14 protein-coding genes are annotated in these 14,335 nt (G+C 64.1%); 7 read left to right on the forward strand and 7 right to left on the reverse strand.

The genetic code is table 11. The annotated features are described in order from the left end of the window. Together RA21_RS18180 and RA21_RS18185 are read right to left on the reverse strand one after the other, a co-directional pair. Positions 1-1,874: ATP-binding protein (locus tag RA21_RS18180; protein ID WP_241483527.1), on the reverse strand; the 1,874-nt coding region annotated here is incomplete at its 3' end. A 325-nt stretch (positions 1,875-2,199) separates the two neighbouring features. Next, a complete protein-coding gene (locus RA21_RS18185) occupies positions 2,200-2,970 on the reverse strand; it encodes a DUF1013 domain-containing protein (RefSeq protein ID WP_039151588.1) in 771 nt (256 codons plus the stop codon). A 146-nt stretch (positions 2,971-3,116) separates the two neighbouring features. Here RA21_RS18185 and RA21_RS18190 point away from each other — a divergent pair, with 146 nt between their 5' ends. The 3 genes from RA21_RS18190 to RA21_RS18200 all read left to right on the forward strand — a co-directional run bounded on the left by RA21_RS18190 (position 3,117) and on the right by RA21_RS18200 (position 5,368). Beyond that, the gene (locus tag RA21_RS18190) at positions 3,117-3,764 is read left to right on the forward strand and encodes a ribonuclease T2 family protein (protein WP_039151591.1); all 648 of its coding nucleotides are present in this window, start codon (positions 3,117-3,119) and stop codon (positions 3,762-3,764) included. A 75-nt stretch (positions 3,765-3,839) separates the two neighbouring features. Beyond that, the gene (locus tag RA21_RS18195) at positions 3,840-4,376 is read left to right on the forward strand and encodes a hypothetical protein (RefSeq protein WP_039151593.1); all 537 of its coding nucleotides are present in this window, start codon (positions 3,840-3,842) and stop codon (positions 4,374-4,376) included. A 134-nt stretch (positions 4,377-4,510) separates the two neighbouring features. Beyond that, positions 4,511-5,368 (forward strand): DUF2189 domain-containing protein, encoded by an 858-nt coding sequence (locus RA21_RS18200; protein ID WP_019298240.1) that lies wholly within the window; start codon positions 4,511-4,513, stop codon positions 5,366-5,368. A 68-nt stretch (positions 5,369-5,436) separates the two neighbouring features. Here the strand turns inward: RA21_RS18200 and RA21_RS18205 are convergent, their stop codons facing one another. The 3 genes from RA21_RS18205 to RA21_RS18215 all read right to left on the reverse strand — a co-directional run bounded on the left by RA21_RS18205 (position 5,437) and on the right by RA21_RS18215 (position 8,228). After that, positions 5,437-6,420 carry an NAD(P)H-quinone oxidoreductase gene (locus RA21_RS18205; RefSeq protein WP_039151595.1) on the reverse strand — a complete coding sequence of 328 codons (984 nt, stop codon included), beginning with the start codon at positions 6,418-6,420 and terminating at the stop codon, positions 5,437-5,439. Positions 6,421-6,558: 138 nt separating this feature from the next. Next, on the reverse strand, positions 6,559-7,374 hold the full coding sequence (locus tag RA21_RS22110) for a methyltransferase domain-containing protein (protein ID WP_052257711.1): 816 nt from the start codon (positions 7,372-7,374) through the stop codon (positions 6,559-6,561). A gap of 152 nt (positions 7,375-7,526) precedes the next feature. After that, the gene (locus RA21_RS18215) at positions 7,527-8,228 is read right to left on the reverse strand and encodes a COQ9 family protein (protein ID WP_039151597.1); all 702 of its coding nucleotides are present in this window, start codon (positions 8,226-8,228) and stop codon (positions 7,527-7,529) included. Between the two features lie 116 nt (positions 8,229-8,344). Here RA21_RS18215 and rpsU point away from each other — a divergent pair, with 116 nt between their 5' ends. Both rpsU and RA21_RS18225 read left to right on the forward strand, forming a co-directional pair. Beyond that, positions 8,345-8,551: a 30S ribosomal protein S21 gene (gene rpsU / locus RA21_RS18220; protein WP_005614280.1), complete on the forward strand. Its 207-nt coding sequence runs from the start codon at positions 8,345-8,347 to the stop codon at positions 8,549-8,551. A gap of 737 nt (positions 8,552-9,288) precedes the next feature. Then, positions 9,289-10,470: a CAP domain-containing protein gene (locus RA21_RS18225; RefSeq protein WP_039151641.1), complete on the forward strand. Its 1,182-nt coding sequence runs from the start codon at positions 9,289-9,291 to the stop codon at positions 10,468-10,470. Positions 10,471-10,537: 67 nt separating this feature from the next. Here RA21_RS18225 and ppk2 read toward each other — a convergent pair whose 3' ends face one another. Further along, positions 10,538-11,455, reverse strand: coding sequence for a polyphosphate kinase 2 (gene ppk2, locus RA21_RS18230; RefSeq protein ID WP_019298245.1), 918 nt, complete (start codon positions 11,453-11,455; stop codon positions 10,538-10,540). A gap of 193 nt (positions 11,456-11,648) precedes the next feature. Here ppk2 and RA21_RS18235 point away from each other — a divergent pair, with 193 nt between their 5' ends. Continuing rightward, positions 11,649-12,488 carry a CPBP family intramembrane glutamic endopeptidase gene (locus tag RA21_RS18235; protein WP_039151599.1) on the forward strand — a complete coding sequence of 280 codons (840 nt, stop codon included), beginning with the start codon at positions 11,649-11,651 and terminating at the stop codon, positions 12,486-12,488. Positions 12,489-12,556: 68 nt separating this feature from the next. On the opposite strand, the gene RA21_RS18240 is transcribed toward RA21_RS18235, so the two are convergent. Further along, positions 12,557-13,015, reverse strand: coding sequence for an Lrp/AsnC family transcriptional regulator (locus RA21_RS18240; protein WP_008556791.1), 459 nt, complete (start codon positions 13,013-13,015; stop codon positions 12,557-12,559). Positions 13,016-13,154: 139 nt separating this feature from the next. Between RA21_RS18240 and ald the strand changes: the two genes are divergently transcribed. After that, entirely contained in the window at positions 13,155-14,273 is a 1,119-nt protein-coding gene (gene ald / locus RA21_RS18245) for an alanine dehydrogenase (RefSeq protein WP_039151601.1), read from the forward strand. The last annotated feature ends 62 nt before the right edge of the window (positions 14,274-14,335 follow it).

Consider the following 14,335-nt stretch of genomic DNA (forward strand, 5'->3'; position numbering starts at 1 on the left):
TCGCAGCCGCGCAGCTGCAGCAAGCCTGCCACGGCCCGGCGCACCGTATCTTCGTCATCGACCACCAGGAACCGCCGCGCCTGACCCCTGCGGAGAACCGGCCTCACAGCGGCGTCAGGCGTCCGCTCAGCGTCTGCCGTGCCCGCCGGGAAATAGAAGCGGAAGATACTGCCGCCGCCCTCCCGGCTGTCCACGGCCAGCCCGCCCCGGTGGCTGCTGATGATGCCCATGGCCGCCGCCAGCCCCAACCCGCGGCCGCCGGGCTTGGTGGTGTAGAACGGGTCGAATATCCGCGCCATTGTGTCCTGACCCATGCCGCCGCCGGTGTCGCGCACCTCCAGCAGCAGGCAATCGCCCGCGGGCATCTTCCGTCCCTTCAGCAGCCGCCGCCGCTCCGCCGCACTCAGGCTGATGCGCCGGGTTGCGACCGTCACGGTGCCTGCGCCGGGGCCGATCGCCTCCACCGCATTCAGCACCGCCTGCATCAGCAGCTGGCCTGCCTGCGCCGGGTCGATCTGAGCAGTCAGTTCCCCGCCCGCCAGATCCAGCACCACCGCCTTGCCCAGCTTGCACTCTGACGGCACCAGCGCCAGCGTCTCACGCACGATCCGGTTCAGATCACAGGCCTCCGGCTGCGGCGTGCCGCCGCCCCGGGCATAGCCCAGCAGCTGCCGCATCAGCCGCGCCGAGTCGCGCAGCCCGTCCCCCACCATCTGCACATGCGCAACCGCCGGGTGGGCCGCCTCCAGATGCGCCAGCGCCAGTTCGCTGCCGCCCTGCATCGAGGCCAGCAGATTGTTGAACTCATGCGCGATGGTGCCGGCCAGCAGCCCCAGGCTTTCGGTCTTGTGGCGCAACAGCAGCGCCTGTTCCGCCTGGCGCCGCCGCCGTTCGGCCCGGCGGCGCTGCAGCACCAGGCCGGCCCGCCGGGCAAACACCCCGATCAGAGGGTCCTTGCTGATATCTTCCCCGATTTCCCGGTCGTGCAGCAGCGCAAAATGCCCGGCCAGCTGCCCCTCAGCATCCCGCAGCGGCACGCCCAGATAAGAGTGCAGCCCCGGCGCCCGCATGTGCGCCTGCGCCGGAAACATCTCCTGCAGCCCCTCCGGCACCAGGAACGGCTCCCCCTCCCGCAGGAAACTGCAGGGGGTGCCCTGATAGGGCACAACGGCATCCTCAATCCCGGCCACGGCCTGCCCGCCCTCGCAGGCGGCCAGCACCCGGTAACCGTCAGGGCGGTCCGCATTGAATTCAGCTATGAAGGCAAACCGCACCCGGAAGGCCTTCTGCAACTGCTCCGCCAGCTGCTGCAGCGCCGCCCGCAGCGGCAGGCTGCCCGGCCCCTGGGCAAGCGCCGTCAGCGCCGCCACCTGCTGCAGCCCGGCCAGCTCCGCCCCCAGGCGCGGGGCAAACTGCTGCATGTGAGCCACAGCCTCCGCTGCCAGTGCCTCTCCCGGTTCTTGCCGCCAGGCCGCCTGCACCAGGCCGACCACGGCGCCAGCGGCGTTTTTCAGCGGCACCCCGGCATAGCTGTTGATGTTTTCCTCGATGAACATCGCGTCTTCGGGATACAGCTGCTGCACCCGGTCCGGAACAACCTGTGCCGCACCGCTCAGCACCACATCGTGGCACGGCGCCCCGCGCGCGTCATATTCGAAGTCCCCCAGCTGCAGCCCGTCAAACCAGCTGGCCACCACCTTCAGGTAGTCGGCCTCCGCGATCTGCAACAGGCTCACCGTGACCAGATCCGCGCCAAATCCCAGCGCCATCTGATCCGTGAATGCCTGGCAAAACTCCCGGCCGCTCAAGACCGACAATTGCCTTAGATCCAAGCGGCCGCTTTCCCCAAGCGCCGCACCCCCGGATGCGTCCATAACCAATACTCCTGCCATCCCTGCACGGACCGGCACAACAGGCCGGACCTTTGGCATAACTCGCTAACCACTGTCCCTTTCACATCGCGCAACGGCCCCTTTTCCAGAGACCTGCCCCGCAAACAAAACACCCCGCAGGCGGCCTGGAACACGGCCGCACTGCAACATCATGCTGCGCGAAAAACCAGCGCGCAGTCAACATCTTGTATGATTGAGACTCAATTCTAACAGAAAAAGCCGCAAATCCGGAGCATCGGATCTGCGGCTTTTTACAGATTTTCCGTTTGCCGGCCAGCCCGGCTGCCCTAGGCCGGACAGATCCGGATCAGAAGCGGTTGTCCTCTTCGTCATCCTCGTCATCGCCGCCGGACGGCAGGTTGAAGAAGCTGTCGGCGTCCAGGACGTTCTCTTCCTTCTTCTCTTCTTCGTCGTCGTTGAGGCCGCCGCCCAGGGTGAAGGTTTCCAGCCCCTCGATGGCGCTCGGGATCTTCGGCTCGGCATCCATCTCCAGCGACTGCTCGGTCGACACCAGCTTGCGGCGTTCGTCGTCGCTCATCACGCCGCCTTCGGCTGCCTTCTTGGCCGCGGCCTTCTGCACGGCGGAATCCAGCTCGGACTGTTTGCACAGGCCCAGCGCCACCGGGTCGATCGGCTGCATGTTGGCAATGTTCCAGTGGGTGCGCTCGCGGATCGACTGGATGGTCGGCTTGGTGGTGCCCACCAGCTTGGCGATCTGGCCGTCGCTGAGTTCCGGGTGGAACTTGACCAGCCACAGGATCGAGTTCGGACGGTCCTGGCGCTTGGACAGCGGAGTGTAGCGCGGACCGCGGCGCTTTTCCTCGCCGGCCGCGGCCGGGTTGAACTTGAGCTTCAGCTTGTGCAGCGGATTGGCCTGCGCCTTGTCGATCTCTTCCTGGGTCAGCTGGTTGTTCGCCATCGGGTCGAACCCTTTGACGCCGACCGCCACTTCACCGTCGGCGATGCCCTGGATCTCCAGCTCGTGCATGCCCACGAAATCCGCGATTTGCTTGAAGCTGATCGTGGTATTGTCCACCAGCCACACGGCGGTTGCCTTGGCCATCAACGGTTTTGCCATGTGCTCATCTCCTTAAAACACCTTTGATCCCCGGATACATCTCTCCCGCCGCCTGAAATGGCGTCCCCGGCGTTCCGGGGCAGGTTTCCGTTGTCGGGGAACTTCCGCCCTATATAGTCGGCATCATTGCATAAGGAAAGAGGCCAATGCGCAAGTTGTTCACAGGTGTTTTTGCGGCCCTTCTTGCCTTGCTGCCCGCCCTTGCCGCGGCAGACGGCGAACCTGCGGGCGACTTCGACTATTACGTGCTGTCGCTCAGCTGGTCGCCGAACTGGTGTGCGCTGGAAGGTGATGCACGCAATGCGGACCAGTGTGACGCCCGCCATGACTACGGCTGGACCCTGCATGGCCTCTGGCCGCAATACCACCGCGGCTGGCCCAGCTACTGCCGCACCGCAGAGGCGCCGCCCAGCCGTGCAATGAGCCGGGACATGGCCGGCATCATGGGCAGCGCCGGCCTCGCCTGGCACCAGTGGAAAAAACACGGCACCTGCTCCGGCCTCAGCGCGCGGGACTATTACACAGCCATGCGCGAAGCCTACGGGCGCATCACCCGCCCCGCTGCCTTCCGCAGGCTTGAGAAGCCCGTGACCCTGCCCGCCTCTGTCGTTGAACAGGCGTTCCTGCAGGAAAACCCGGAACTGACGCGCGACAGCCTGACCATCACCTGCCGCGACGGCGCCATCCAGGAGGCCCGCATCTGCCTGTCCAAGGCACTGGAGCCGGTGCCCTGCGGGCGGGACGTGATCAAGGACTGCACGCTGAAGAACGCCCGCTTTGCTCCTATGCGCTGAGACCGCCTGCTGTTTTCGGGGGACCGATGACACACTCGCGCCAGTTTGCTAGACTGTTGCGCAGGAGAAATTACGATGAGGGTCCTCTTTGCGCTTCTGCTGACAGTCGCTGCGGCGCCATCCTCTGCGCAGGACAGGCTGACTGCAGGCCGCATTTCCTGTCTTGCGGTCGGCAGCGACTATGTTGCCACGGACGGACCCCGGCCCGGCGGAAAAACCGGGCACAGCAGGATAATTCCGGCAGAAACCTCCCTGATCTTTGAGTACCTGCTCGATCATTCCGGTCGCCTGGACGTCTTTTTCAGAGAAGAAAACCACGAAGCCGTGTATTTTGAGGATCCATTTCTGGCTCAGGGGTTCGAAGGCTTCTTGCCCTTTGCCGGGGTGGCGGAGTTCAATTCAAACTACCGTGAGTTCTCCTTGGGGCGCCACCACATCAACTACAGCGGCAACGACCAGCTCTTTCTGAAAAGATGCTCCGGAACGGGCTGGCGCGGCCACTATGTCCAGACGTTTTTCGGGGGCCATAGCACGCAGGTCACCAAACTGCTGTGCGAAACCGAAGTGGAGGCAATTGACGAGGTTCTCGCCCGCCTTGGAGCATTGAACTGATCCAAGACAATTTTACCGGCAGTAAATAGCCTGTGAAGCGGAAATCGCCGCATTTCGTGCTACAATTACCCTTGTGCCGCGCCCGGCCCTGCCTGAACGGCACTCCGTTTTGGTCAGCGAGAAGGAGGAAGCGCATGGCAAAAACAATCGGTAACCCGCTCAGCTGGCTTCTGCAGGGTGCAGAGACCACCTCCCACCACGTTGGCCAAACAGTCGGCGAGATGCGCAGCACCGGCGCCGCGGCAATGCCCGAAGCACGCAAGCTCAGCATGGACGACATCATCCATTCGCTGGCCGCCGGGCTGGAGGATTTTGCCGCCTGCCGCTCCGACGCGATGTTCCTGGTGCTGTTTTACCCAATCATCGGCATCGCGCTCATAGTGATGAGCCTGTCGATGAACCTGCTGCCGCTCATCGTGCCGATGATCATGGGCTTCGCCATTCTCGGACCCGTCGCAGCGGTCGGGCTTTATGAAATGTCCTCGCGCCGCGAGGCCGGGCTGGAGACCCGCTGGATGGATGCCTTTGCGGTGATCCGCTCGCCCTCCTTTGGTGCTATCCTGGTGCTGGGCCTGTATCTGGCAGCCCTGTTCATCATCTGGCTTGTGGCGGCGGACATGATCTACAGCCGCACCCTGGGTCCGGAGCCGCCGGCCTCGATCATGGGCTTTATCGGCGATGTGCTGACCACCCGCGAGGGCTGGATGATGTCGATCAGCGGCGGCATCGTGGGCGCGGTTTTTGCCTTTGCCGCATTGGCGATGAGTCTGGTGTCCTTCCCGCTCCTGATGGACCGCCATGTCGGCCTGCCGGTGGCGGTGGCAACCTCGATCAAGGTTCTGCGCAAGAACCCGATGGTCTGCATGGCTTGGGGTGTGATCGTCGGCGTTTCGCTGATCGTCGGATCAATCCCCTTCCTGGCCGGGCTGATCATCGTAGTGCCGGTGCTGGGGCATGCAACCTGGCATCTGTACCGGCGCGCGGTGGAGTGAACATGTGACGCCAAAAAAAACAAGGGCCGGCGCATCCGCCGGCCCTTTGCTGTGACTGATTGAGGCCGTCAGGCCACCTTCAGGACGATCTTGCCGATATGGCCGGAGCCTTCCATCCGGGCGTGGGCCGCAGCGGCCTCCTCCAGCGTAAATTCGCTGTCCATCACCGGCGCCACCTTGCCCGCTTCGATCAGCGGCCAGACCGCCTCCGCCAAGTCCTGCGCAATCTGCGCCTTGGCCAGATCGCTTTGCGGACGCAGGGTCGAGCCGGTCAGCGTGAGCCGCTTGACCATCATCAGGGCAAAGTTCAGCTCCACCTTGGGGCCTTGCAGAAAGGCGATCTGCACCAGCCGCCCGTCCTCGGCCATCGCCTTGATGTTGCGCGGGATGTAATCGCCGCCGACCATGTCCAGCACCAGATCGGCGCCGCCTTCCTCCCGCATCACCTTGACGAAGTCCTCGTCGCGGTAGTTGATCGCCCGCTCCGCGCCCAAGTCCAGGCAGGCCTGGCATTTTTCATCCGAACCCGCAGTTGCAAACACCCGCGCCCCGAACGCCCTGGCCAGCTGGATGGCGGTGGTGCCGATGCCGGACGAGCCGCCATGCACCAGAAACCGCTCCCCGGCTTTGAGACCACCGCGGGTGAAAACGTTGGACCAGACGGTAAAGAAGGTTTCCGGCAGGCAGGCGGCCTGTTTCAGGTCCAGTCCGGCTGGAACAGGCAGGCAATGCGCCGCAGGGGTCGCCACATACTCCGCATAACCGCCACCGGGCAGCAGCGCGCAAACCTGATCGCCCGCCGCGATGCCGCTGACGCCTGCGCCTACCGCCACCACCTCGCCCGAAGCCTCCAGCCCCGGCAGGTCGCTGGCGCCCTTGGGCGGATCATAGGCGCCTGCGCGCTGTAGCGCATCGGGGCGGTTCACGCCGGCGTAGGCCACCTTGATCACCACCTCGCCGTGGCCCGGCTGCGGCACCGGGCGCTGGCAAAGCTGCAGCACCTCCGGCCCGCCGGGTTTGGTGATCTCCACCGCGCGCATCATCTCTGTCATCGGCTGATATCCTCCTGATCCTTGCCTCCTGCCTAGCATCCGGCCCGATGCGCGCAAACAGCAAAGGCGCCGCAGTTGGGGCGGAATGCGGACAGCGCCATCCCGGGGCCTTGCAACAGCAGGGCGGATTCCCCGTTGTCAGGGCTTGCGCAGGATATAGGACACGAAGTTGCAGGACCCGAAAAAGGTTCCCGCGGCTGAGGCTGCATGATGCGTCTCCGACCACTGCCGCGCTGCCGCTTCGCTGATGTGGCCCGCCGCCACCATCGCGGGCCTGTAGCTGTCCAGCATGCTCTCGAAAAACTCCGCCTTACCGGCCTCGGCGAGAATCTCAGGCAGGAAATCCGCCAATTCCAGGCCCGACCCGGCAACCAGTTCAGGGAACTGGCGCATCGCCCGCGGGTGGGCCACAACGGTTTTCAGCAACGCCTGCAGCGCTTCGTCATTCAGAGCCGGATCGCCTGCGCCGAATGTGATCGAGGCATAGTCGCCGTCAAAGACCACCACATGGCCACCCGAGGCAGTGACACGGGCGGCCTCCTTCAGAACCTGGGCGGGGCTGGTGACGTGGCTGAGCAGCGTATGCAGCACAACCAGGTCGTATTGGTCCTGATTTGCCTCGGTGCCGTGACTATCGGCAACGTCAAATGAGATCCGGCCGTCAAGACCCTCCTCGGCAGCCAGCCGCCGGGCCACCCCGATCAGCTCTGCGGAAAAGTCGGTTCCCGTCAAACGGGCCTCCCCGGGCAGACGCGCCGCCAAGGCTCGGGTGACAACGCCGGTTCCGCATCCCATATCGAGCACCTCGCGGCAGCGCTCCAGCGGCAGCCGGTCAAAATACCGTTCCCGCATGGCAACAAAAGGCGGGTAGGTGCCCCGGTACTCCAGGCGATCCACGACCATCTGCAGTTTTTCACTGTCGAGCGTATCGAGCGACTGAAAGATATCCGCCATCGTGTTTCCTCTCCAACCGGAATACCAAGTAAAGGGAACTTGGCACCAATTCTGGAATCACATCGGCATTCTGTCTACACCCGGTGCCCGCGGGCGGGTGAACCGGATTTCTCAATCCAGCGGGAAGCAGCAAACCGGGCCAGCCCGCTGCCCTACCGCCGGGGATCAACCGACCCCGGCAGATCGTCCCGCCCCTTTGGCGGCTTGATCTGTTCGGCCAGCCAGTTCGGTCCCACCAGCAAGGGCTTCAGGAGCGGGTTCTTCTGCAGACCGGCCTTCAGCTTCTCGAAGTCCATCACATTATCAATGCGCCGCTCCAGAAAATCCCAGGTCGCCTGATGCTCCAGGCTGTCATCACCCAGCCAGTACAGCACGGTGGCGGAATAGACACCGGCCAGCGAGGCGCGCTTGGTGTACCAGTTCAGATCGTCCGATCCGTCGCCCAGCGTGTCCCAGATCAGATCGCAGGTGGTCCAGATCGCCTTGACGCCATCGCCGGCATATTGCGGCAGCGCCAGCAGGGTGGTGCCGCGGCGCACCGCCTCCTTGTCCTCGACCGCTTCCAGCCGGAACCGCACCGCCGCCGCCACCTTGTCGCGGAACCGCATCCCCGAAAGGTCCTCGGCCTCCAGCCGCTCCAGCATCCGCGAATCGCCGCGGGCGTGAAACGCCAGCGCCAGGTCGACGCCGCCGCGCGGACAGACCGCATGGGCCAGCACCTCCGGCACATCCGCATCCTGGCAGGCGGCGCGGAAGGTCACCTCCGACCAGCCGTCAAACGGCACATGATTCAGCGCCGCATCCAGCAGTTTATCCTTGATATCGTCCTGTGCGTGATCGTGGTCTTCGGTCATCTCACCCTCCCGCTTGCGGCGTGCTGACACCCTACTAGACAAAATTTGCGCGCTTTGCTATACGGCCACCTCCTGCAAATCCTTGCAACTCAACTTAGAAAGGTGGTGAAAACCACATGCAGGTTAGTGTTCGCGACAACAACGTCGATCAGGCGCTCCGTGCCCTGAAGAAAAAGCTGCAGCGTGAAGGCGTCTTCCGCGAAATGAAGCTCAAGCAACATTTCGAAAAGCCGTCCGAGAAAAAAGCGCGCGAGAAAGCTGAAGCGATCCGCCGTGCCCGTAAACTGGCACGCAAGAAAGCCCAGCGCGAAGGTCTGCTCTAAGCATACCCTTGCTCTCCAGCTTTGGACAGCACTACGGCAGATCCCCGGATCACGCCGGAACATACGTTCAGACGACCCCCGCGGCCCTGCCCGGGGGTTTGTCATTTGCGGCACCCCTTTCGGGTAGCCCAGCGCCCCGGCAGGCCGGTCTGCCTCCTTTGCGGCACACGTAAAAATATCAAATTGATTACAAATACATCTTTAGGGTGTATTTCCCTGCCACCTTCTGCTATACAGGGATCACGGCAGGGCAAATCAGTTGCGTTTCCCTAACCATTGCCCCGCCGGCCGGGCTTGGAACTCCCGGTTACCCGAAACCCTGGGCAGACGGCGCTTCCCCCCGATTACCGGCGCTGGTCTTGGTCCCTGCAAACAAGGCTCGTCTCTCCCGGGTTTTCAATTTTACCGGACGCTGCCACCCCCCGGCAGCGTCCGGACCGTTTCCAGGCCTCTGATTCCATCCTCGCCGCCTGCCTGCTGCCCGTGCGCCAGGGCGAATCCCCTGCCCCCGTCAAGTGGCCGGCAAGGCAGCAGACAATTGCCGCCGGCCTCCGTGGCGGGGCCGCAACGGTCCAAACCGGCAAAACGCGCAGAAATCCGCGTACCATCCGCCGCTCAACGGGCAGGCCTCCGCCGTAAAACCGCAAAACCGCCCCGTCCGACTTCCGGCGGAAACAATTTCCTTTAACCGGATGGCGCACCGCCGGAGGTCCGGCACACTCATGGAGCAGTTAACGATGTCACAGGCAAGCGAACTCGAGCGGCAGATGCTCGAGCTGATCAACGCCGAGCGCACTTCGCGCGGGCTTAACCCGGTACAGCTGGAGCTGCGGCTCAATGATTCCGCCGAGGATCACAGCGAATGGATGCTGCAAGCGGATGTGTTCTCGCACACCGGTTCGGGCGGCTCCAGCGCCGGCGACCGGATGAAGGACGCGGGCTTTGTCTTCTCCGGCAGCTGGACCTGGGCGGAAAACATCGCCTGGCAAAGCGAGCGCGGCGCGCCCGGCCTGGCCGATGACGTGATCGACCTGCACAATTCGCTGATGAACAGCCCCGGCCACCGCGCCAACATCCTGAACGCCAATGTCGAAGTGATCGGCATCGGCATCGAGCAGGGCAACTTCAAAGGCTGGGATGCCGTGATGGTCACCCAGAACTTCGCCAAGACCAGCGCCGAACTGCAGCTGGACACCGGGTCAGGCGGCGGCTCCGGCGGCGGTGGCGGCGGCACAAGCCAGCCCACCATGGGCGACGATGTCCTGACCCTGGGCAGCGCCGGCACCCTGGACGGCCTGGACGGCGACGACAAGCTGACCGGCAGCGGCGGCAACGACAGCCTCAAGGGCAACGAAGGCAATGACACCGTCTATGGCGAGGGCGGCAACGACAACCTGCGGGGCGGCAGCCAGGGCGACCGCATGTACGGCGGCACCGGACGCGACACCTTGCTTGGCGATGAAGGCTACGACAAAATCTCCGGGAACGGCGGCGATGACTCCATCGGCGGCGGGGCCGGCTACGACCGGCTCTGGGGCGGCAGCGGCAACGACACCATGCGGGGCAGCTACGGCAATGACAAGCTGTGGGGCGGCACCGGCAATGACATTCTGTATGGCGGCAGCGGCAAGGATACCCTGGACGGCGACGACGGCAATGACCGCCTGACCGGCAAGAGCGGTGCTGACCTGTTTGTCTTCAGCAACGGCAATGACACCGTCACCGATTTCAGCGTGAACACCAGCGGCGAGCGGATCGACCTGGGCGATGCCGACGGTATCACCAGCTACAGCGACCTGATGAACAACCACACCACTCAGACCGCTAACGGCCTGCTGATCACCGACAGCGATGGCGACAGTATGCTGCTGGCCGGCATCACAGAACAGCAGCTGAACTCCGGCGACTTCCTGTTCTGATACTCCCACCGGGCAAACAAGAAAGGGGCGCGCCTAGGCACGCCCCTTTCTGCTGTTCCGTCATGTCTCAGTAGATCTTCGGCACATACAGCTCATCCGGCAGCACCTGGCGCTCGTAATCCGGATTGTACTTGCGGTCCGGCAGCTCGACCTTCTCGTGCTGCACCTCTTCATAAGGAATCTTGGTCAGCAGGTGCTCGATGCAGTTCAGCCGCTCGCGCTTCTTGTCGTTGCCCTCGACAATGTACCAGGGCGCCTCGGGGATGTTTGTGCGCTTGAACATCGCCTCCTTGGCCTTGGTGTACTGTTCCCAGCGGATCCGGCTCTCCAGATCCATCGGCGACAGTTTCCACTGTTTCATCGGGTCGTGGATGCGCATCAAAAACCGCAGCTGCTGTTCCTCATCGGTGATCGAGAACCAGTACTTCAGCAGGATAATGCCAGAGCGCACCAGCATCCGCTCGAATTCGGGAACGTCCTGAAAGAACTGTTCGACCTGGTCTTCGCTGGCAAAGCCCATCACCCGCTCAACGCCGGCCCGGTTATACCAGGAGCGGTCGAACAGCACGATCTCACCGCCTGCGGGCAGATGCGGCACATAGCGCTGGAAATACCACTGGCTTTGCTCGCGGCGGTTCGGCGCCGGCAGTGCCACAACCCGCGCCACCCGCGGGTCCAGCCGCTGGGTGATCCGCTTGATTACCCCGCCCTTGCCGGCGCTGTCGCGGCCTTCCATCAGAATGCAGACCTTGGCGCCGGTGTGCTGCACCCAGTCCTGCACCTTAATCAGCTCCGCCTGCAGCCGCAGCAGGTTGCGGAAATAAACCTGCCGGTCCAGCATCTCCGGGTGCTGCTCGCGGTAGACCTTGCGGATCTCCTGGCTCAGCATCGGCTCGGAAAACTCGATCTCGATGTCCTCGTCCAGCGTGTCCTGCAGTTCCGCTTCCAGCCAGTCGAGAGAGGCGGTCTCAAATTCGCGGGTCACGGGCGGGTTCCTTCCTTGTCAGCTGGTGCAAGTGCTGCTTTCTAGCGGTTCCATATGACGGCTTGATGTCACCCGCCCGGCTGCAGCTCCCTTTAAGGCAAGCGGAATTCCCGGGCAGGTTCAAGCGCAAAAAGAGCAATGCCCCTGCGCCACCTGCTGGAAACCGGGCAGATGAGCGGTTTATGTGCACGCCATGAGCTTTGTTCTATCCTCCCTGCCCCAAACCTGGCCCTGGCTGATCCTGATGGCAGCGCTTGCTGCAGGCTGGAGCGGCCAGCGCGGACTGGCCTTTGCCCTGCTCGCGGTCTTCGGCGGCGTTGCTTTGGCCCTCGGGCATCTGGAACCAATCGCGCTGATGGCGCTGGCCACCGGGCTGCTGTTTGCCGCCTTCATCCCCCGCACCCGCGGCCCCGCCAGGCTGATCGGCCACGCGGTGCTGGTGCTGTGGTCGCTGACGCTTGGCGCACATCTGCTGCCGGGAGTGCGCAACCTTCTGATCCTGGACCAGGTGCAGGCCGGTCCCGCCAGCGCGCCGTACTCCCTGCACCTGAACCTCGACAAGCCGCTGGTGTTCTTCGCTCTGCTGCTGGCCTGGCCTGCCCTGTTGCAGCGCAATGATCCGGCAGGCAGGCGCGCCTTGATCTCCGGCCTTCTGATCCTCGCCGCCCTGCTGCCGCTGGCCCTGCTCACCGGCGCGCTGGAACTGGAGCCGTCGCTGCCGGACTGGCTCCTCCTGTGGATGGCCTCAAACCTGCTGCTCACCTGCCTGGCAGAGGAAGCCTTCTTCCGCGGCTACCTGCAGCAAGGCCTCAGCCGCCGCTTCGGCCCGGCGGCAGGCATCGCCGCCGCCAGCCTGCTGTTCGGCCTCGCCCACATCGGCGCCGGACCTGCAGTGGCCGCATTCGCCGCGCTTCTGGGGCTGGCCTGCGGGCTGGGCTATTGGGGCGCGGGGCGGTTTTACGTGCCGGTGCTGATGCACTTCGCCTTCAACCTCACCCACCTTTTGCTGTTCACTTACCCCGGCCCGGCCTGAAAATCCGCCTCCCCGGTGCACAGGGGGTGCACAGGGGGTGCACGCATGCCACCCCCCAAAATCCTGCCTCAGACCGGCAGCGCCGTGGTCTTGAACACCGTGCGCAATGCAAAGCTCGACTGCATCTGCGCCACCCCCGGCAGGCGCGCCAGATGCTGGCGGTGGATGCGGGCGAAATCCTCGGTGTTCTCCGCCACCACCTTGAGGATATAGTCCGCCGTCCCCGCCATCAGATGGCACTCCAGCACATCCGGAATCCGCGATACCGCCTTCTCGAACGCGTCCAGAACTTCGTCCGCCTGGCCGGACAGGGTGATCTCCACAAACACCGTCGACGGCACGTTCATCTTGCGCGCGTCCAAGAGCGCGACATAATCACGGATATACCCTTCCGCCTCCAGCCGCTGCACCCGCCTGTGGCAGGCCGAGGCCGACAGGTTCACCCGCTCCGACAAGTCCGCGTTGGAGATGCGCCCCTGCTTTTGCAGAACCGAGAGAATGCGACGATCTGTTTCGTCCAGCGACATTTTGCGAAGATCCTTGCTGTGTCCTGCCATATTACGCGAAGAATCTTCGAAACGCATGTTTTTATTCTGCCCAAATAAGCAGCACATTCCGGGCCGCCTGCGGCAATATGACCGCAGAGAGTTTTGAGGAGATACTCAGATGAAAATCGGCTGCCCCACCGAAATCAAACCGCAGGAATTCCGCGTCGGCATGACCCCGGACGCCGCCCGCGAGGCCGTCCTGCGCGGCCACGAGGTTGTCATCCAGCAAGGCGCCGGCCTGGGCGCAGGCTTCACCGACGAGGACTATGTCTCCGCCGGTGCCGTGATCCTGGACACCGCCGAGGAAATCTTTGCCACCGCCGACATGATCGTCAAGGTGAAGGAACCCCAGGCGGTTGAGCGCAAGATGCTGCGCGAAGGCCAGCTGCTGTTCACCTACCTGCACCTGGCACCCGATCCGGCACAGACCCACGACCTGCTGGAAAGCGGTTGTACCGCAATCGCTTACGAGACCGTCACCGACGACCGCGGCGGCCTGCCGCTGCTGGCGCCGATGTCGGAAGTGGCCGGCCGTCTGGCACCGCAGGTTGGCTCGTACACCCTGCAGAAGGCCAACGGCGGCCGCGGCGTGCTGATGGGCGGCGTCCCCGGCGTGGCCCCGGCCAAGGTGGTGGTGATCGGCGGCGGTGTTGTCGGCACCCACGCAGCCAAGATCGCGGCCGGCATGGGCGCGGATGTCACCATCCTCGACCGTTCGCTGACCCGCCTGAAGTACCTGGACGACGTCTTCGGCCGCACGTTCAAGAACCAGTACTCCACCGCCGGCGCCACCGCCGAGCTGGTGCGCGACGCCGACATGGTGATCGGCGCGGTGCTGGTCCCCGGTGCGGCAGCCCCGAAACTGGTGTCCCGCGCACAGCTCTCCGAGATGAAGCCGGGCGCAGTGCTGGTGGACGTTGCCATCGACCAGGGCGGCTGCTTCGAGACCTCCAAGGCGACCACCCACGCCGACCCGATCTATGAGGTCGACGGCATCATGCACTACTGCGTGGCCAACATGCCGGGCGCCGTGGCACGCACCTCGACCCAGGCACTGGGCAACGCGACCCTGCCGTTCATGCTGAACCTGGCCAACAAGGGCTGGCGTCAGGCCTGCGCCGACGACCGTCACCTGCTGAACGGCCTGAACGTGCACGCCGGCAAGCTGACCTATGCCGCGGTCGGCGAGGCCCTGGGCCTGGACTGCATCTCTGCGGAAGACGCAATCAAAATGTAACTTCCCGCTGTACGGCAGGAAATCCAAAGAAAGCCCCGCCAAACCGGCGGGGCTTTTTCTGT

Origin of the sequence: Leisingera sp. ANG-DT, from assembly GCF_000813785.1 — a bacterium.
GTDB lineage: Bacteria > Pseudomonadota > Alphaproteobacteria > Rhodobacterales > Rhodobacteraceae > Leisingera.

Bases quoted from the DNA above. Each gene is read 5' to 3' on its own strand.
- RA21_RS18215 (WP_039151597.1), bottom strand. From the start codon at position 8,228: ATGACCGAAGACCACGATCACGCACAGGACGATATCAAGGATAAACTG.
- RA21_RS22110 (WP_052257711.1), bottom strand. From the start codon at position 7,374: ATGGCGGATATCTTTCAGTCGCTCGATACGCTCGACAGTGAAAAACTG.
- RA21_RS18185 (WP_039151588.1), bottom strand. From the start codon at position 2,970: ATGGCAAAACCGTTGATGGCCAAGGCAACCGCCGTGTGGCTGGTGGAC.
- RA21_RS18200 (WP_019298240.1), top strand. From the start codon at position 4,511: ATGGCAAAAACAATCGGTAACCCGCTCAGCTGGCTTCTGCAGGGTGCA.
- rpsU (WP_005614280.1), top strand. From the start codon at position 8,345: ATGCAGGTTAGTGTTCGCGACAACAACGTCGATCAGGCGCTCCGTGCC.
- RA21_RS18190 (WP_039151591.1), top strand. From the start codon at position 3,117: ATGCGCAAGTTGTTCACAGGTGTTTTTGCGGCCCTTCTTGCCTTGCTG.
- RA21_RS18240 (WP_008556791.1), bottom strand. From the start codon at position 13,015: ATGTCGCTGGACGAAACAGATCGTCGCATTCTCTCGGTTCTGCAAAAG.
- RA21_RS18225 (WP_039151641.1), top strand. From the start codon at position 9,289: ATGTCACAGGCAAGCGAACTCGAGCGGCAGATGCTCGAGCTGATCAAC.
- ald (WP_039151601.1), top strand. From the start codon at position 13,155: ATGAAAATCGGCTGCCCCACCGAAATCAAACCGCAGGAATTCCGCGTC.
- RA21_RS18235 (WP_039151599.1), top strand. From the start codon at position 11,649: ATGAGCTTTGTTCTATCCTCCCTGCCCCAAACCTGGCCCTGGCTGATC.
- RA21_RS18205 (WP_039151595.1), bottom strand. From the start codon at position 6,420: ATGACAGAGATGATGCGCGCGGTGGAGATCACCAAACCCGGCGGGCCG.
- RA21_RS18195 (WP_039151593.1), top strand. From the start codon at position 3,840: ATGAGGGTCCTCTTTGCGCTTCTGCTGACAGTCGCTGCGGCGCCATCC.